Source organism: Brevundimonas sp. (genome assembly GCF_035627475.1).
Classification (GTDB): Bacteria; Pseudomonadota; Alphaproteobacteria; order Caulobacterales; family Caulobacteraceae; genus Brevundimonas.
The window spans coordinates 1-15,468 of the sequence record NZ_DASPLR010000058.1 but is presented as its reverse complement, the minus strand read 5'-3'; the positions used below and the strand labels follow the sequence as shown (position 1 = coordinate 15,468).

The following is a 15,468-nucleotide window of genomic DNA, read 5'->3' as shown; positions in this document are numbered from 1 at the left end:
TAGACCGGAAATGCGCCGCACGCTGCCCACAGACGCCGAGGCCCGCGAAATCCTGTCGCGACGGCGCACGCGCCCCGCCCCCCGCCCGGCGCCGAAGGCGGGTCGGGCGCTGCAGGGGCTGATCAGGGAGCTCGATGCGAAATTCGGCCGGGGCGCCTCGGCTCTGGAGCCGCGCTGGACCGAGATCGTCGGCGAGCGGCTGGCCCGCGTGACGCGACCGCAGAAGTTGAGCAAGGGCCGCGGCGGGACGGGCGGGACGCTGGAGCTGCGCGTGGCCGGCCCTGCGGCCCTGCTGGTCCAGCACCAGTCGGAAGAGATCCTGCAGCGGGTCAATCTGTTCCTCGGCCCCGGCAGCGTCGACAAGCTGAGGATCGCCCAAGGGCCGGTGAAGCCGCCAGTCGGCCTGCCGAAGCCGGTCAGGCCGCGAGCCGGCCCCGCGCCCCTGCCCGCGCATCAGGAGGCGGAGCTCAAGGCCGCCGTGGCGGATGCTCCGGATGCGCTGAAGGGGCCGCTGGAGCGGCTGGGCCGCGCCGTGATGGGCGATCCGCACAAGGGCCGGGACCGCTCCGGAGAATGAGCCGCCGCAGCGGATTTGCGGCCCGCGCGCATCGGCGCTTGACATATTTCGATGTTTAGCTAAACAACGAGACATGAACAAGGTCTTCAAGGCTCTGGCCGACCCGACCCGCCGCAGGGTGCTGGAGCTGCTGCGCCAGCGGCCCATGACGGCAGGCGAACTGAGCGAGCATTTCGCGGTCTCCAAACCGACTCTGTCGGCGCATTTCGCGGTCCTGCGCGAGGCCGACCTCGTCGACGCCCACAAGCAGGGCACGACCATCACCTATCGGCTCAAGCTGTCGGTGCTCGAAGAGGCGCTGCTCGGCTTCAGCCAGGCTTTCGGCATCGGCGCCGCCGCGACCCCCGCCGACCAGACGGACGTTCCCGGAAAGGAAATCCAGCCATGATCAGTCGCCTCGTTCCGGCGATCGCCCTCGCCGCCTTCATCGTCGCCGCCGCTCTCGCCCTCCGTCATGCCGAAGGCGCCGGATGGATCGGCGACGAGGGCGCCAGGCGGGCCATGCAGGTCCTGATTGGACTGATGCTCGCCGGCTACGCCAACATGATGCCCAAGCAACCGGGACGCCCTCGCGGCTCGCCGCGCGCCGAGGCCGCCGCCCAGGCCGCGCTGAGGGTCGGGGGCTGGTCGATGACGCTGGCCGCCCTCGCCTATGCAGGCCTCTGGGCCTTCGCACCGCTGAACATCGCCAATATCGCCTCGATCGTGGTTGTCGGCGGTGCAACGGCGCTGACGCTCGGCTACTCCGTGTGGGCCTTCATGTCCTGCCGGCGCGCCGGCGGCGCTTCGACCGGCCACTGACTCACCCCGTCTGAACCACGTCCCCCGCGGACGCCCCATCCCCTTCCTGACCGGACGGCGACATCCGCCCGTCGCTTCCGTTCGCCCGATCGTCAGCCGACGCCGGTTCCACCAGACAGGACTTCCAGATGACCCTCCGCAGACACCTGAGAACCGCTGTCGCCGCGGCGCTGGCAATGCCCCTGTTCCTCGGGACGAGCCCGGCTCCCGCGTTCGCCCAGGACGCCGCAGCCGCAATCCCGCTCGCGCCCGAGGGGCGAGGACCGGCCCTGTGGATCGTGCGGGACGCCGATTCGACCCTCTACCTGTTCGGCACGATGCACCTGCTGCGGCCGACCACCGGCTGGGGCTCCGCGCGGCTGGACGCAGCCTTCGACAGCGCCTCGCAACTGATCATGGAGGTCGACACGCCCGAGGATCAGGCGGCGCTGCGCCCGCTGATGCGTCAGTACGGCCTCTCGCCGGAGCGGCCTCTGTCCGCCCTGTTGACGGCCCGGGAGATCGCCACCCTGGACGCCGCCGCCCGCACCCTGGGAGGCGCCGCGGCCGATCTTGACGCCATGCGTCCCTGGCTGGCGGGCGTGACGGTGCAGAGCGCCTCCATCATCAGCGCCGGCTATGCTCCGGCCTCGGGCGTCGAGCCGATCCTGAAGGCGCGGGCCGAGGCGGCCGGCATGGCGGTCAGCGGATTCGAGACGCAAGAGGAGCAGATACGCATGCTGGCCGGCTTCCCCGAGGAGGGGCAACTGGCCTACCTGCGGCGCTCCCTCGCCGAGTTCGGGGCGGCGCAGACGGAGATCGACCGCCTGGTGGACGCCTGGGCGGCGGGCGACACCGCGACGGTCCGGGCGCTCGCCGTCGATCCCATGCGCGCAACGCCTCTGCTGTACGACACCCTGCTTGTGCGGCGGAACACCAACTGGGCCAACCAGATCCAGACATTGCTGGAGGGCTCGGGCACGATCTTCATCGCCGTGGGGGCCCTGCACCTGAGCGGCGACGACAGCGTGCAGGAAATCCTGAGGGCCCGGGGCGTGGAGGTCACGGTCGCGCCTTGATCCGGAGCTGGAATGGGGCAGGGGCGAGAGCCGCTGGCGCAGTCGATCTTCTTTGGCTAGATCGGCTGTTCAGCGATACACTGGTCGACGACCGGTCTGTCGCCCCAGACCCGGGCGCGCGCATTTCGGGGAATCGCGCGATGCTCTCCACCCCCCGTTGCCAGTGAGGACGACTCCATGAGCGCCACCACCCGTTACGCCGCGATGAGCCGCCGCGCCGCCATGACCGCCGCCGCCCTGACCGCCATGGTCGCGATGAGCGGTTGCGGACCGAAGACCACCGGCGCCGCCGCGGGCGACATGGCCATGGGTGCGCCGGACGGCGCCAAGGTGACGGTGGTCGAATACGCCTCGGTCACCTGCCCGCACTGCGCGGCCTGGCAGGAGTCCACCTGGGAGGCGTTCAAGACGGCCTACGTCGACACCAACAAGGTCCGCTACGTGTTCCGCGAACTGCCGACGCCGCCGGCCGAGGTGGCCGTCGCGGGCTTCGCGGTGGCGCGTTGCGCGGGCGAGGACAAATATTTCCAGGTGATCCACGAACTGATGGCCGACCAGCGCGCCTTCGTCACCGATCCGCGCACGACCCTGATGCGCGTCGGCAACGGGGTGGGCCTGAGCGAACAGGAAGTGCAGGCCTGCATCACCGACGAGGCGTCGCTGAAGGCGGCCGACGAGCGCGCCCAGGCCGCCACCAAGGCGGGCGTGACCACCACCCCGGCCTTCTTCGTCAACGGAACCCAGGTGATCACCCCCGGCGGCGAGGGCCCGAGCATGGAAGACCTGTCCAAGGCGATCGACGCCGAGCTGGCCAAGGGCTGATCGTCCGGTGAAGCGGCTTTCGCGTTTCCTGCTGACCCTGCTGATCGCGTTGGCCGCGCCGGCGCTGGCGCTCGCCCAGACCGTCGAGCCGGTCCGGCCGGGCGACCGGACGCTGGGAGCGGCGGACGCCCCGGTGACGCTGACGGTGTATCTGTCGACGACGTGCAGCCATTGCGCCGACTGGCACACCCGGGACTTCCCGGCCTTCAAGGCGCGCTATGTCGACACGGGCAAGGTCCGCGTGGCGTTTCGCGACCTGCCGACGCCGCCGCAGCAGATCGCCATCGCCGGTGCGGTGATGGCCCGCTGCGCGCCCGAGGAGAAGTACGACACCGTGCTGGAGGCGCTGTTCCGCGGGCAGCCGCTGCTCCGCGCCCAGGCCGGTCCGGCGTCCGAGGAGACCGTCGTGGGCTGGCTGGCCGCGGGCGGCGCCGCGGCCGGGCTGACGCCTGACCAGATGAGCGCCTGCTTCGCGAGCGAGACGTCCTTCACCGACGTCGAGACCCGCGCCCAACAGGCCTTCGCCGACGGGGTGAACTCGACGCCCAGCTTCTTCATCAACGGCGAGCCCGTACCGGCCACCATGCCGTCTCGCGACGTGGCCGCGTTCGAACCCCTGATCCAGCCGCTGCTCGACGGCCGGTGACCCGCTAGCAGGATGCAGTTCCAGCGCCTCCGGCTCGTCGGTTTCAAGTCCTTCGTCGATCCCGCCGAGGTGCATATCGAGCCGGGCCTGACCGGCGTTGTCGGACCCAACGGTTGCGGCAAGTCCAATGTGCTGGAAAGCCTGCGCTGGGTCATGGGCGCCAATTCGGCCAAGGCCATGCGCGGCCAGGGCATGGACGACGTCATCTTCGCCGGCGCCGCCAACCGTCCGCCGCGCAGCCACGCCGAAGTCCAGCTGACCATCGACAATGCGCAGAGGAAGGCGCCCCAGCCCTTCACCGACAGCGCCGTCATCGAGGTGTCGCGCCGCATCGACCGCGGCCAGGGCTCGACCTACAGGATCAACGGCAAGGAGGTGCGGGCGCGGGACGTGCAGCTGCTGTTCGCCGACGCCTCGACGGGCGCCAACTCGCCGGCGCTGGTGCGGCAGGGGCAGATTTCGGAACTGATCGCCGCCAAGCCGCAGAACCGCCGCCGCATCCTCGAGGAGGCGGGCGGCGTGGCGGGCCTGCACACGCGCCGGCACGAGGCGGAGCTGCGGCTGAAGGCGGCCGAGTCCAATCTGGAGCGGCTGGACGATATCGGCCGCGAGCTGGAGACGACCCTGACCCGGCTGAAGCGCGAGGCGCGGCAGGCCGACAAATACAAGAAGATCTCCGCCGAGATCCGGGCCCTGCAGGCGGCGCTGCTGTTCGTGCGCTGGAACGACGCGCGCGTGGCGGCGGAGGCGGCGGCGAAGGAGCTGGCCGAGGCCGACCGGGCGGTGCTGGAGGCGACGACCGCATCCGGACGGGCGCAGACGGTGTCGCTGAACGCCCAGGAGGCGCTGAAACCGGCCCGGGAAGAGGACGCCGTGGCCGGGGCGCTGCTGCACCGGGCCTCGCTGGAGCGCGACCGGCTGGACATGGCCGAGCAGGCGGCGCGGGCGGAGGTCGAGAGGCTGACCGCCGAGGCCGGGCGCATCGCGGCGGATATCGAGCGCGAGACCGCCATGGCGGGCGACGCAGACGAAGAGCTGAAGCGGCTGGGCGCGGCGCTGGAGGCCCTGACCGGCGAGATCTCGGCGGCGCCCGCACGGGGACCGGAACTGGAAGCGGCCCTGGCCGCGGCGGAGGAAGCGCGCAAGGCAGCGGACGCCGAGGTGGAACGGGTGGCGGGGGCTGTGGCCTCGGTCGAGGCGCGGGTCTCGGCGGAGACGGCGCGCAAGCGGGACGCGGAGGCGCGGGTGGCGCGCGCCGAGGCGCAGCTGGCGTCGGCAAAGGCGGAGCGCGAGGCGCTGGGGCCGCTTGAGAGCCCCGAGATCGCAGCGGCGAATGCGGCGCTGGAGCAGGCGCAGGCGGCGCTGGCGGCCGCGCGCGCGGCGGTCGAGGCGGCGGAGGCCGAACGTGGCGACAAGGCGCGGGCCGAACAGGAGGCGCGGCAGGCGGCCCGTGCCGCCGAGGACCGGCTGGGCCGACTACAGACCGAGGCGCGAGGCCTCGCCCAGCTGCTGGTGCAGGGCAAGCGGGAACACCCGCCGGCGCTGGACCGGGTCCAGGCCGACAAGGGCTATGAGGCGGCGCTGGCGGCGGCGCTGGGCGACGATCTGGACGCGGCGCTGGATGCGCGGGCGGCGGCCTACTGGGGCGGGGCGGAAGCGCCCTCCCCGTCATGGCCGGCGGGGGTGGACGCCTTGTCGGATCATGTGTCGGCGCCGGAGCAGCTGAAGGCGCGGCTGGCGCTGTGCGGCGTGGCCGAACGGGGCGGGATCGAGGCCCTGGCGAAGAGCCTGCCGGTGGGGGCGCGGCTGGTCACGCGCGAGGGGGACCTGTGGCGCTGGGACGGCTTCGTGCAGCGCGCCGAGGCCCCGCGGCCGGCGGCGGTGCGGCTGGCCCAGCGCACGCGGCTGGCCGAGCTGGAGGCCGAAATCGACCACGGGCGGCCGGAGCTGGAAGAGGCCCAGGCGGCGCTGAAGACGGCGAGCGAGGCGTTCCGGCGCGCGGAGGAGGCGGTGAAGACCGCCCGCGCGGCGCCCTTCCCGCTCGACAAGGCGGTCACGGCGGCGCGGGACCGGGTCGAGGCCCTGGGCCGGGAGCAGGCGCGCAGGGAGGCCCGGGCGCAGGCGCTGGACGAGACGCTGGCGCGGCTGGCCAACGAGGTGGAGGCGGCCCGGGCGGCGCTGGCCGAGGCGCAGGGGACGGAGGCGCCGTCGGAGACGCTGGAGGGGCTGCGAGCCGAACTGACCGGGGCGCGGGCGGCGGCGGACGAGGCCCGGAGCGCGGCGGCGACGGCCCGGGTCGAACGCGACGCCGAGGCGCGCGAGGTCGCCGGGCGGCAGGCGCGGCTGGACGGCCTGAAGCGCGAGCGCGACAGCTGGGCGGCGCGGGCGAAGGACTCGACGGCCCGGATCGCGGCGCTTGAGAAGGATGCGGAAAGGACTGCGGCGCGGCTGAAGGCGGCGGCTGAGGCGCCGGGACAACTGGCGGCGCAGCGATCGTCGCTGCTGGACGCGCTGACCGCGGCCGAGACCCGGCGCAAGGCGGCGGCGGACGCGCTGGCGCTGGCCGAGGGTCAGGCCGGAGAGGCCGACCGGGCGGCCCGGGCGGCTGAGGCGGCGGCGTCCTCGGCCCGGGAAGCGCGCGCCGGGCTGGCGGCGCGGGCCGAGGCGGCGGCCGAGAAGCTGGCGGAGACCGAGGCCAACGTCCGCGAGACGGCCCAGATGTCGCCGGAGGAACTGGGCCAGAAGCTGACCGACGACGCCATCGCGCGGCCGCCGGACGCCGCCGGGGCCGAGAGCCTTCTGTACGGGCTGGAGCGCGAGCGCGAGGCCCTCGGTCCGGTCAACCTGCGGGCCGAGGACGAGGCGTCGGAATACGGCGACCGGCTGCAGACGATGAAGGTCGAGCGCTCGGACCTGACCCAGGCCATCGCCAAGCTGCGCGACGGCATCGACGAGCTGAACGCCGAGGGCCGCGAGCGGCTGGTGGCGGCCTTCGACATCATCAACGAGAATTTCAAGACGCTGTTCGAGGCGCTGTTCGGCGGCGGGCAGGCCGAGCTGAAGCTGGTCGAGAGCGACGATCCGCTGGAGGCCGGGCTGGAGATCTACGCCTGCCCGCCCGGCAAGCGGCTGTCGGTGATGAGCCTGATGTCGGGCGGCGAGCAGGCGCTGACGGCGGCGGCGCTGATCTTCGCGGTCTTCCTGGCCAATCCGGCCCCGGTCTGCGTGCTGGACGAGGTCGACGCGCCGCTGGACGACGCCAACGTCGATCGCTTCTGCCGCATGCTGGACGAGATGCGGAAGCGGACCGACACCCGCTTCATCGTCATCACCCACAATCCGGTGACCATGAGCCGGATGGACCGGCTGTACGGCGTCACCATGCCGGAGCGGGGTGTGAGCCAGCTGGTCAGCGTGGACCTGACGCAGGCGGAAGAGATCGTGGCCGCCTAGCATTCGCCACCGCGAACCGGAGCTGGGCCGTGGCACTGTTTTGTGAAACCGGCGTGCCAACCGTGCCATCACACCAACAGCGGGTTGGGCAGCACTATCAACACGTTGCGGGATGCGCTTCCCCCCTGGAATGACCGACCCGTGCCAGATTATCGGAAATTCCTCATCGAAAGCGCCACTGGCTCGTCGCGCCCGTCCTGACTTTTCAAAGACCGTCTTCACAGATGAGGTGGGTAGAGCCGGTCCCTGATCAAGGCGGGAGGAGGAATAAATTCCTCCCCATCGGCGCATCGCTTAACCGCGCGCCGTCTTCCGCACGAAGTGGAAGCCCATGATGTGATAGCCCTCGCGGAAATAGAAGCGGTGCGCCCGGTCGCGATGGACCGCAGAGTGCAGGGTGGTGGTGGGGCAGCCGAGGGCGAACGCCTGTTCGTCGAGCCAGCGGAGCATGGCGGCGCCATAGCCCTTCGAGCGATGCGCCTCGTCCGAAACCAGGTCTTCGATTTCCAGCCGTCGGCCGCAGTAGGTGGTCTCGAACACCCGCCAAAGGGCGACGGCGCGGACCTCGCCTTCGTCCACGAGCTGCGCCAGCCGTGCGCCCTCGAGAGCCAGCCGTTCGATCTGGGCGGGGTAGTCCGCTTCGAGCAAGGGCCGCAATTGCCGGTGCAGAGCCTCGCCCTCGAGCAGCAGCGGCCGGCGAGCGGCGGGATCGTCGGCGGATCGCGTCCCGGAGGTGCGGAAATCGATGCGGGTGAAGCTGGTCATACGGCCAAGCTGAGGCCCGCGGCGGCGGAGTTCAACCCTGTCCCAGCACCTCGTGCCGGATGAACCACCCGAAGATCGCCGGGCCCTCGATGACATAGCGGCGGAACATGCGGCGCGGCTGGGTCATCAGGCGGTGCAGCCATTCCAGCGACAGCTGCTGGTACAGGCGCGGCGCGCGCTGCTGGCGGCCGGTCAGGAAGTCGACCGAAGCGCCGACGCACAAGGCGACGCCGCGCTCGCGGCCGGCGGCGCGCAGGGCGTAGGCGAAACGCTCCTGTTTGGGGAAGGAGATGCAGGCCAGCAGGACGTCCCAGTCGGCGCGGGCGGCCGTATCGACGGCCGTGATCCAGGCCCCTGTCCCGGGGGTCAGCCCCATCGGCGCGTCGATGAAGGTGAGGCGACGGCGCGGATGGCGGGCCGCCAGATCGTCGAAGGCGGCCCGATCAGGACCGAACACGCCGATGATCAGGCCGTCGGAGGCGGGCGAGGCCAGCAGGTCGGCGGTCAGGTCGGAGCCGGGATAGACCGCGAGCGCCTTGCCCCTGAGCCGGGCCAGATGGGCGAGGATGCGGCTGTCGCAGACCTTCAGATCGGCGTCGCGATAGACGTCCGCCTCGACCCGGCCGTCCATCAGCTTGATGACATGATCGACGTTGGGCGTGACGACCCAGGCGTAACCCTCCGCGCGCGCCATGCCGACGACCCTCGCCAGCAGGGCGGGCCGATCGCCGTCGGCGAAGTCGAGCGTCATGAAGCGGGTCATCGACCAAGCCTACTCGCCAGCCGGTCAACGCGCGGTTACGACAGGCGCATGAGAACAGCGACGCACGCGGTCCTGCTCGGCCTGATGGTGACGACGCCGGCCTGCGCGGAGCCGGCCTCGCCGCCGCAGGAGGGGCCGCGGCTGGTGCTGACCGGCGTGGGCCGGTTCGCGGTGCTGGCCGATCTGTCGACGATCAGCCGGGACGGCGACAGGGCGCGGATGCGCGCTCTGCAGGTGGCTGAAGAGAATTTCGCGGTCGGCGGCCAGAGCTATTGGGGCGGCTGGTCGTGGTGGGCCTTCGACTGCCGGGCGCACACGGCCGACCGGCTCGACTTCGCCTCGGTGCGCGAGGGCGGCGAAGAGGGGCCAGCCACGCCGGACGCCGCCACGGCCTATCCCGCCGCGCCGGGAGGAGACGCCGCCGAGCTTCTGGCCGTGGCCTGCGATCCCGCCTCCGCGGGCGAGGCCGACGCGGACAATCTGGAGGACGCTGTCAGGGTCGGGCGGGCGGCGCTTCGGGCGGCGAATTGAGCCACAGCCGGTCCCGCGGCAGCGCCTCCGGGCACTGGTCGCGCATGAAGGCCAGCATCTTCTCGCGGATTTCGCAGCGCAGGTCGAAGGCGATCGAGCCGTTGCGGGCGCTGGCCAGGCAGCGCACCTGGGCGACCCGGTCGGTGATTTCGGTGACCTGGAGGCTGATCACGTCGCCATCCCAGAGCGGGCTGTCGCGGCAGATGCGCTCCAGTTCGGCCCTCAACCGCTCGATTGGCGCCTCGTAGTCGACATACAGGAAGGCCGTGCCGATGAGGCGGGCCGTCTCGCGCGTCCAGTTCTGGAAGGGCTTCTGGATGAAGTAGGTCAGCGGCAGGATCATCCGCCGCCAGTCCCACAGCTTCACGACGACATAGGTCGAGGTGATCTCCTCGACCGTGCCCCACTCGCCCTCGACGATCACGGCGTCGTCGAGGCGGATCGGCTGATCGGTGGCGATCTGGACCCCGGCGATCATATTGGTCAGCAGCGGCTGCAGGGCGAAGCCGGCGATGATGCCGACCACGCCGGCAGAGGCGAGAAGGCTCATGCCCCACTGGCGCACCGCCGAAATGGTCAGCAGCGCCAGGCCGAGAGTGACCACGCCGATGAGCAGTGAGGCGACGCGCTGAAGGATCCGGGTCTGGGTGATGTGTTTGCGGGCGATCAGATTGTCTTCCGTCGCCATGTTGAAGCGGCGCAGATAGACCACCGCCCACATGTCAGACGCGCCGATCGCCATCCAGCCGATGGTCAGGATGAACAGGAAGAGCAGCGCCTGGCGGATCACGTCGGACGGACCCGGGTCGAGCGGTGAAACGGTGACCGCCAGCGCCATGGCCACGATCATCAGGGCGATCCGCACCTTGAGCCGCGCCCGTCCGACGACGCCGCGCCAGAAGACATCCCGCCTGCGCACCGCCAGCTTGAGCAGGGCGAAGACGATCTGGTTGGCCGCCCACCCGACAAAGACGAAGCCGGCGACGATGACGACCACGACCGCCCATTCGGGCAACCAGTACAGCCGGCGCCAGAGGCGGAAGACCCCGTGGGTCAGTTCGGTGATGAACGGGGGCATGCGCCGGGTAACGCGCGAACCGGGAAAGCGTCGCCGTCGACGGCTAGCGCGCCGCCGCCTCGACCATGTCGGCGAGCGAGCGAGTGGCGTCCGGCAGGGCCGCCGCCCGCGCACCGCGACTCATCGCCTCAAGCCGCGCGGAGTCCCCAAGGATGGCCGCGAGGGCGGCGGTGAGGCCTTCGACGGTGACGTCGTCCTCCAGAATGACCTCGGCCCCGCCGGCCCCGGCGAGGCCGGCGGCGTTGAAGCGCTGGTGGTCGTCCATGGCGATCTTCAGCGGGATCAGGACCGACGGCAGGCCCGCAACGGCCAGCTCGGAACAGGTCGAGGCTCCGGCCCGGCCGATGACCAGATGCGCCGCCGACAGCCGCTGGGCCATGTCGCGGAAGAAGGGGGCGACCTCGGCGTCGATGGCGGCGTCCAGATAGATCTGGCGCGCGGCCTCGAGCGTCTCCGGGCGAGACTGCTGCTGCACCTTCAGCCGGGCGCGGATCGCCTCGGGCAGGGCTGCGAGCGCACGGGGCGCGGTCTCCGACAGGATGCGGGCGCCCTGGCTGCCGCCGGTGACCAGCACGCGGATCGGCTCACCGGGCCGCGGGGCCTTGAACGGGCGCTCGTAAAGGGCGCGGATGTCGGGGCGGACCGGATTGCCGACCAGGGTCACGCGGGCGCCGACCCCCTGCGGAATCTTCTGCAGGTTGGGAAAGGACGAGGCGATCGCGCCGACATGGGGCGCCAGCCAGCGGTTGGTGCGGCCCAGCACCGCGTTCTGCTCGTGCAACAGGGTGGGACGGCCCTGGCTCAGCGCCGCCAGCAGGGCCGGGGCCGAGGGATAGCCGCCGAAGCCGACCACCACCGCCGCGTCCAGCCGCTTCAGGGCGCGCCGGGCCTGAACCACGCCGCGCACGATGGTCAGACCGGCCTTCGCCAGTCCGATCGGTCCGCGTCCGGTCGCCGCGTCCAGGGCGATCCGCTCCTCGGCCGGGAAGGCGTGGGCGTACTGCTCGCCACGGTGGTCGGTGGCCAGCACGATGCGCCAGCCCCGCGCGGCCAGCTCGCGGGACAGGGCCTCGGCGGGGAACATATGCCCGCCGGTGCCCCCGGCGGCGACGACGCAGACCTTGGACATCGGGTCTCCTACGGCAGTATCCGCCGCCGCTGCGGCAAGGTGGCGCCCGGTTCGTAGGCGCCGGGCCGGCGGCGGGTCAGAGCAAGGGCCAGGCCCATGGTCAGGCCCATGGCCAGCATCGACGAGCCGCCATAGCTGATGAACGGCAGGGTCATGCCCTTGGTCGGGATCAGGTTCAGATTGACCGCGATGTTGATGCAGGCCTGCAGGCCGATCAGCACGAACAGGCCGGCGGCGGCGGTCTGCTCATAGGCGTCGTTCAGCTTCATCGCCCGCTTCATGCCGCGCACGACGATGAAGGCGTAGAGGCCGATCATGGTCAGCGACAGGACGAGACCGAATTCCTCGGCCCCGACGGAATAGATGAAGTCGGTGTGCAGGTCGGGGACGTGGCGCTTCATCACCCCCTCGCCCACCCCGCGTCCGACCAGGCCGCCAGCGCGTATGGCCTCGGAGGCGCGGTCGATCTGGTGGGTGTCGGTGTTCTCGGGCGACAGGAAGCGGCTGAGGCGGTCGCGCATGTGGCCGAAGGCGAAATACAGCGACACCAGCCCTGCCATGCCGGCGGCGGCGATCACCGCCACCCATTTGAGCGGCACCCCGGCCATGAAGAAGACCGCCATGAAGGTGGTGGTGACCAGCAGGGTCTGGCCGATGTCGGGCTGGATCAGCAGCAGGCCGACCGTCAGGGCCCAGAAGCCGAAGGCGATGCTGACGCCGGGCACGCCCTGCCCCTTCTGGGCCTCGGCGAACATCCAGGCGGCGAACACGATCAGGCCGGGCTTGGCGAATTCGGACGGCTGCAGGCTGAACGGGCCGAGGTTGATCCAGCGCGCCGCGCCCTTCACCTCGTCGCCGATGAACGGCAGGGCCATCATGGTGACGATGGCGCCGAGCAGGGCGAGGACGGCGATGCGGCGGACTCCCCGTGGCGACAGCAGCGAGGTGGTCAGCATCAGCACCAGCCCCATCGAGGCCCAGACCATCATCCGCCACGAGTAGTGGAAGGGGTCGGTGATCGACTGGTCGGCGTTGATCGCCGCCGGACTGGAGGCGAAGCTCAGGGCGACTCCGAGCGCCATCAGCGTCAGCGCCGCCGCCAGCAGGCCGCGGTCGACGGTCCAGAACCATTTGGCGATGGGGCTCTGGTCGTTGCGCGAAAAGGCGGGGCTGTAGGCTTCGCTCATGACCCACCTGCCGGGGTTGCGCCGAGGGCGAGGACGGCGGCGCGGAAAGCCTCTCCTCGCGCTTCGAAGTCGGGATACTGGTCGAAGGAGGCGGCGGCGGGCGACAGCAGGACCACCTCCTCCCGCCCCGTGGCGGCGGCGGCCTCGGCGGCCTGACGCACGGCGTTGGTCATGTCGCCGCTGATGCGGTGCGGGGTGTCGCCGAGCCGTGCGGCGAAAGGCCCGGCCGCCTCGCCGATCAGGAAGGCCTCGGCCACGCGCGGGAAGAGGTCCTCGAGGTCGTCGATGCCGCCCGCCTTGGCGCGGCCGCCCGCGATCCAGAAGCTGCGCTCGTAGGAGGACAGCGCCTGTCGGGCGGCGTCGGCGTTGGTGGCCTTGGAGTCGTTGATGAAGCGGACACGGCCGAGCGTGGCGACGTGCTCCATGCGATGGGCCAGGCCGGGGAAGGTGAGGAGGCCTTCGACGGCGGCCTCCCGGCTGACGCCGAGCGCGCGGGCGGCGGCCCAGGCGAAGGCGGCGTTCTGGGCGTTGTGGCGGCCCGGCAGGGAACGGGCGATGGCCAGATCGCAGACATACTCCCCGAGGCTGGCCAGCTTTCCATCGATCGCCGTGATCGCGCGCGCCTTCTCGAAGCCGATGCGCCAGTCGTCCCAGTGATGATGCTTGTGGGTCGTGACCAGGGTCAGCCGGTCGCCTCGCCCCGCCAGATCCTCGGCGATGTTCAGGCCGTAGGGGTCGTCGATGCCGACCAGGGCCGTCGACTCCGGCCCCTGCGCGCCGAAAATCCGCATCTTGGCGGCCGCATACCCTTCCATGCCGCCGTGACGGTCGAGGTGGTCGGGGGTGATGTTGGTCAGGATGGCGACGTCCGGCGCGAAGCTCGTCGTCAGGTCGAGCTGGTAGCTGGACACCTCGATCACATAGACCGCGCCCGGCGTCGGCGCCGGCAGGGCGAGCACGCCGATGCCGATGTTGCCGCCGACGTGGACGGTCATGCCGGCCTGTTTCAGCACCCAGCCGATCAGGGCGGTGGTGGTCGACTTGCCGTTGGTGCCGGTGATGGCGACGACCTTCGGCCGTTCCGCTTGCGGCAGGGCGGCCAGGGCGCGGGCGAACAGTTCGATGTCGCCGATGATCTCGACGCCCGCCGCCTTCGCCTTGTCCACGCTCCAGTGCGGCTTGGGATGGGTCAGGGGCGCGCCGGGGGCCAGCACCAGCGCCGCGAAGCCGGACCAGTCGGCCGACGTCAGATCCTCGACCGCGAACCCCTCCGCCTCGGCCTGCATGCGGCTGGAGACGCTGTCGTCCCACAGCACCGGCAGGGCGCCGCCGGCCTTGAGCGCGCGCGCGGCCGTCAGCCCCGACCTCCCGAGGCCGAAGACCGCGATGCGCCGCCCTTCGAAGCCGGGGACGGGGATCATCGCACTAGCGCAGCTTCAGGGTGGCGAGGCCGGCCAGGGCCAGCATGGCCGAGACGATCCAGAAGCGGATCACCACAGTCGACTCCGGCCAGCCCATCTTCTCGAAATGATGATGGATCGGGGCCATCAGGAAGATGCGCTTCTTCGTCGCCTTGAAGTAGCCGACCTGGATCATGACGCTGAGCGCCTCGATGACGAACAGGCCGCCGACGATGCCCAGCACCAGCTCGTGCTTGGTGGCCACGGCGATCGAGCCGAGCGCGCCGCCGAGCGCCAGCGAGCCGGTGTCGCCCATGAAGATCTTGGCCGGGGGCGCGTTGTACCAGAGGAAGCCCATGCCCCCGCCGATCAGGGCCGCACATATGATCGCCACCTCGCCCGAGCCGGGGACGAAGTGGACCTGGAGATACTCGGTGAAGTCGAAGCGACCTACGGCGTAGGAGATCAGGCCGAAGGCGGCGGCCGCCATCATGACCGGCACGACGGCAAGGCCGTCCAGCCCGTCGGTGATGTTCACGGCGTTGGAGAAGCCGGCGATCGTGATGGCCCCGAAGGCGATGTAGAACCACCACAGGTCCAGCAGGAAGGTCTTCACGAACGGGAAGGCCACGGAGGTCTCGAGCCCCGGCGTGGACGGCGAGCGCGGCGCCAGCAGGATCAGCACCGCCACGGCGATGATGGCGATCAGGAACTGGAAGAACAGCTTCTGCTTGCCCGACAGCCCCGCCGAGGTCTGCTTGGTCACCTTGGCGTAGTCGTCGATGAAGCCGAGGATGCCGTAGCCCACGGTCACGCCCAGCACGACCCAGACGTAGACATTGGTCAGGTCCGCCCACAGCAGGGTCGCGACGGTGACTCCGGCCAGGATCATCAGCCCGCCCATGGTCGGCGTGCCGCGCTTGGTCAGCAGGTGACCCTCCGGACCGTCCTCGCGGATCGGCTGGCCGCGGCCCTGGCGCGCCTGGATCCAGCGGATGAAGCGCGAGCCCATGGCCAGGCAGACGATCCAGGCCGTGAACAGGGCCAGGCCGATGCGGACCGTGAGGTACTTCAGCAGGTTCAGGAACGGCAATTGGTCGCTGTAGTCCGCCAGCGACTGGTACAGCAGATAGAACATCAGGCGTTCTCCCCCGCGGCGGCGTCCAGCGCCGCCAGGGCCCGGGCGATCAGCGACGCCTTCGAGCCGTTGGATCCCTTCACCATCACCAGATCGTTCGGCCGCACGGCGCGGGCCGCC

At 71.0% G+C, this 15,468-nt stretch carries 16 protein-coding genes; 8 read left to right on the top strand and 8 right to left on the bottom strand.

Going from position 1 to position 15,468, the window contains the following annotated elements; all coding sequences use genetic code 11:
* The first annotated feature begins 10 nt into the window (after window positions 1–10).
* From VEA62_RS15050 to smc, 7 genes are all read left to right on the top strand, one after another.
* Window positions 11–577: a DUF721 domain-containing protein gene (locus VEA62_RS15050; protein WP_324823303.1), complete on the top strand. Its 567-nt coding sequence runs from the start codon at window positions 11–13 to the stop codon at window positions 575–577.
* 73 nt (window positions 578–650) lie between these two features.
* Window positions 651–965, top strand: coding sequence for an autorepressor SdpR family transcription factor (locus tag VEA62_RS15045; RefSeq protein ID WP_324823301.1), 315 nt, complete (start codon window positions 651–653; stop codon window positions 963–965).
* The gene (locus VEA62_RS15040; RefSeq protein WP_324823299.1) at window positions 962–1,378 is read left to right on the top strand and encodes a hypothetical protein; all 417 of its coding nucleotides are present in this window, start codon (window positions 962–964) and stop codon (window positions 1,376–1,378) included. Before VEA62_RS15045 ends, VEA62_RS15040 begins: the two co-directional genes overlap by 4 nt.
* Window positions 1,379–1,506: 128 nt before the next feature.
* Window positions 1,507–2,436 (top strand): TraB/GumN family protein, encoded by a 930-nt coding sequence (locus VEA62_RS15035; RefSeq protein WP_324823297.1) that lies wholly within the window; start codon window positions 1,507–1,509, stop codon window positions 2,434–2,436.
* Window positions 2,437–2,613: 177 nt separating this feature from the next.
* Window positions 2,614–3,258: a thioredoxin domain-containing protein gene (locus VEA62_RS15030; RefSeq protein ID WP_324823295.1), complete on the top strand. Its 645-nt coding sequence runs from the start codon at window positions 2,614–2,616 to the stop codon at window positions 3,256–3,258.
* A 7-nt stretch (window positions 3,259–3,265) separates the two neighbouring features.
* Window positions 3,266–3,904 (top strand): thioredoxin domain-containing protein, encoded by a 639-nt coding sequence (locus VEA62_RS15025; RefSeq protein WP_324823293.1) that lies wholly within the window; start codon window positions 3,266–3,268, stop codon window positions 3,902–3,904.
* A gap of 12 nt (window positions 3,905–3,916) precedes the next feature.
* A complete protein-coding gene (gene smc / locus VEA62_RS15020) occupies window positions 3,917–7,357 on the top strand; it encodes a chromosome segregation protein SMC (protein WP_324823291.1) in 3,441 nt (1,146 codons plus the stop codon).
* 294 nt (window positions 7,358–7,651) lie between these two features.
* On the opposite strand, the gene VEA62_RS15015 is transcribed toward smc, so the two are convergent.
* Both VEA62_RS15015 and VEA62_RS15010 read right to left on the bottom strand, forming a co-directional pair.
* On the bottom strand, window positions 7,652–8,122 hold the full coding sequence (locus VEA62_RS15015) for a GNAT family N-acetyltransferase (RefSeq protein WP_324823289.1): 471 nt from the start codon (window positions 8,120–8,122) through the stop codon (window positions 7,652–7,654).
* A gap of 31 nt (window positions 8,123–8,153) precedes the next feature.
* Window positions 8,154–8,885, bottom strand: a complete 732-nt coding sequence (locus VEA62_RS15010) for a WecB/TagA/CpsF family glycosyltransferase (RefSeq protein WP_324823287.1) — start codon at window positions 8,883–8,885, stop codon at window positions 8,154–8,156.
* A gap of 48 nt (window positions 8,886–8,933) precedes the next feature.
* On the opposite strand from VEA62_RS15010, the gene VEA62_RS15005 reads away from it, so the two are divergent.
* Window positions 8,934–9,416, top strand: coding sequence for a hypothetical protein (locus VEA62_RS15005; RefSeq protein ID WP_324823285.1), 483 nt, complete (start codon window positions 8,934–8,936; stop codon window positions 9,414–9,416).
* Here the strand turns inward: VEA62_RS15005 and VEA62_RS15000 are convergent.
* From VEA62_RS15000 to VEA62_RS14975, 6 genes are all read right to left on the bottom strand, one after another.
* Window positions 9,379–10,494, bottom strand: coding sequence for a mechanosensitive ion channel family protein (locus VEA62_RS15000; protein WP_324823283.1), 1,116 nt, complete (start codon window positions 10,492–10,494; stop codon window positions 9,379–9,381). The genes VEA62_RS15005 and VEA62_RS15000 overlap by 38 nt on opposite strands.
* Window positions 10,495–10,537: 43 nt before the next feature.
* Entirely contained in the window at window positions 10,538–11,623 is a 1,086-nt protein-coding gene (murG, locus tag VEA62_RS14995) for an undecaprenyldiphospho-muramoylpentapeptide beta-N-acetylglucosaminyltransferase (protein WP_324823281.1), read from the bottom strand.
* An 8-nt stretch (window positions 11,624–11,631) separates the two neighbouring features.
* On the bottom strand, window positions 11,632–12,810 hold the full coding sequence (gene ftsW, locus VEA62_RS14990; RefSeq protein ID WP_324823279.1) for a putative lipid II flippase FtsW: 1,179 nt from the start codon (window positions 12,808–12,810) through the stop codon (window positions 11,632–11,634).
* The gene (gene murD, locus VEA62_RS14985) at window positions 12,807–14,231 is read right to left on the bottom strand and encodes a UDP-N-acetylmuramoyl-L-alanine--D-glutamate ligase (protein WP_324823277.1); all 1,425 of its coding nucleotides are present in this window, start codon (window positions 14,229–14,231) and stop codon (window positions 12,807–12,809) included. Before murD ends, ftsW begins: the two co-directional genes overlap by 4 nt.
* Before the next feature lie 4 nt (window positions 14,232–14,235).
* Window positions 14,236–15,348, bottom strand: a complete 1,113-nt coding sequence (mraY, locus tag VEA62_RS14980; protein WP_324823275.1) for a phospho-N-acetylmuramoyl-pentapeptide-transferase — start codon at window positions 15,346–15,348, stop codon at window positions 14,236–14,238.
* A partial coding sequence (locus VEA62_RS14975; RefSeq protein WP_324823350.1) for a hypothetical protein occupies window positions 15,348–15,468 on the bottom strand: 121 nt, incomplete at its 5' end. The genes mraY and VEA62_RS14975, both read right to left, overlap by 1 nt.

Bases quoted from the DNA above. Each gene is read 5' to 3' on its own strand.
- ftsW (WP_324823279.1), bottom strand. From the start codon at position 12,810: ATGAGCGAAGCCTACAGCCCCGCCTTTTCGCGCAACGACCAGAGCCCC.
- VEA62_RS15045 (WP_324823301.1), top strand. From the start codon at position 651: ATGAACAAGGTCTTCAAGGCTCTGGCCGACCCGACCCGCCGCAGGGTG.
- VEA62_RS15000 (WP_324823283.1), bottom strand. From the start codon at position 10,494: ATGCCCCCGTTCATCACCGAACTGACCCACGGGGTCTTCCGCCTCTGG.
- mraY (WP_324823275.1), bottom strand. From the start codon at position 15,348: ATGTTCTATCTGCTGTACCAGTCGCTGGCGGACTACAGCGACCAATTG.
- VEA62_RS15015 (WP_324823289.1), bottom strand. From the start codon at position 8,122: ATGACCAGCTTCACCCGCATCGATTTCCGCACCTCCGGGACGCGATCC.
- VEA62_RS15040 (WP_324823299.1), top strand. From the start codon at position 962: ATGATCAGTCGCCTCGTTCCGGCGATCGCCCTCGCCGCCTTCATCGTC.
- VEA62_RS15010 (WP_324823287.1), bottom strand. From the start codon at position 8,885: ATGACCCGCTTCATGACGCTCGACTTCGCCGACGGCGATCGGCCCGCC.
- VEA62_RS15030 (WP_324823295.1), top strand. From the start codon at position 2,614: ATGAGCGCCACCACCCGTTACGCCGCGATGAGCCGCCGCGCCGCCATG.
- murD (WP_324823277.1), bottom strand. From the start codon at position 14,231: ATGATCCCCGTCCCCGGCTTCGAAGGGCGGCGCATCGCGGTCTTCGGC.
- murG (WP_324823281.1), bottom strand. From the start codon at position 11,623: ATGTCCAAGGTCTGCGTCGTCGCCGCCGGGGGCACCGGCGGGCATATG.
- VEA62_RS15005 (WP_324823285.1), top strand. From the start codon at position 8,934: ATGAGAACAGCGACGCACGCGGTCCTGCTCGGCCTGATGGTGACGACG.
- VEA62_RS15035 (WP_324823297.1), top strand. From the start codon at position 1,507: ATGACCCTCCGCAGACACCTGAGAACCGCTGTCGCCGCGGCGCTGGCA.
- smc (WP_324823291.1), top strand. From the start codon at position 3,917: ATGCAGTTCCAGCGCCTCCGGCTCGTCGGTTTCAAGTCCTTCGTCGAT.
- VEA62_RS15050 (WP_324823303.1), top strand. From the start codon at position 11: ATGCGCCGCACGCTGCCCACAGACGCCGAGGCCCGCGAAATCCTGTCG.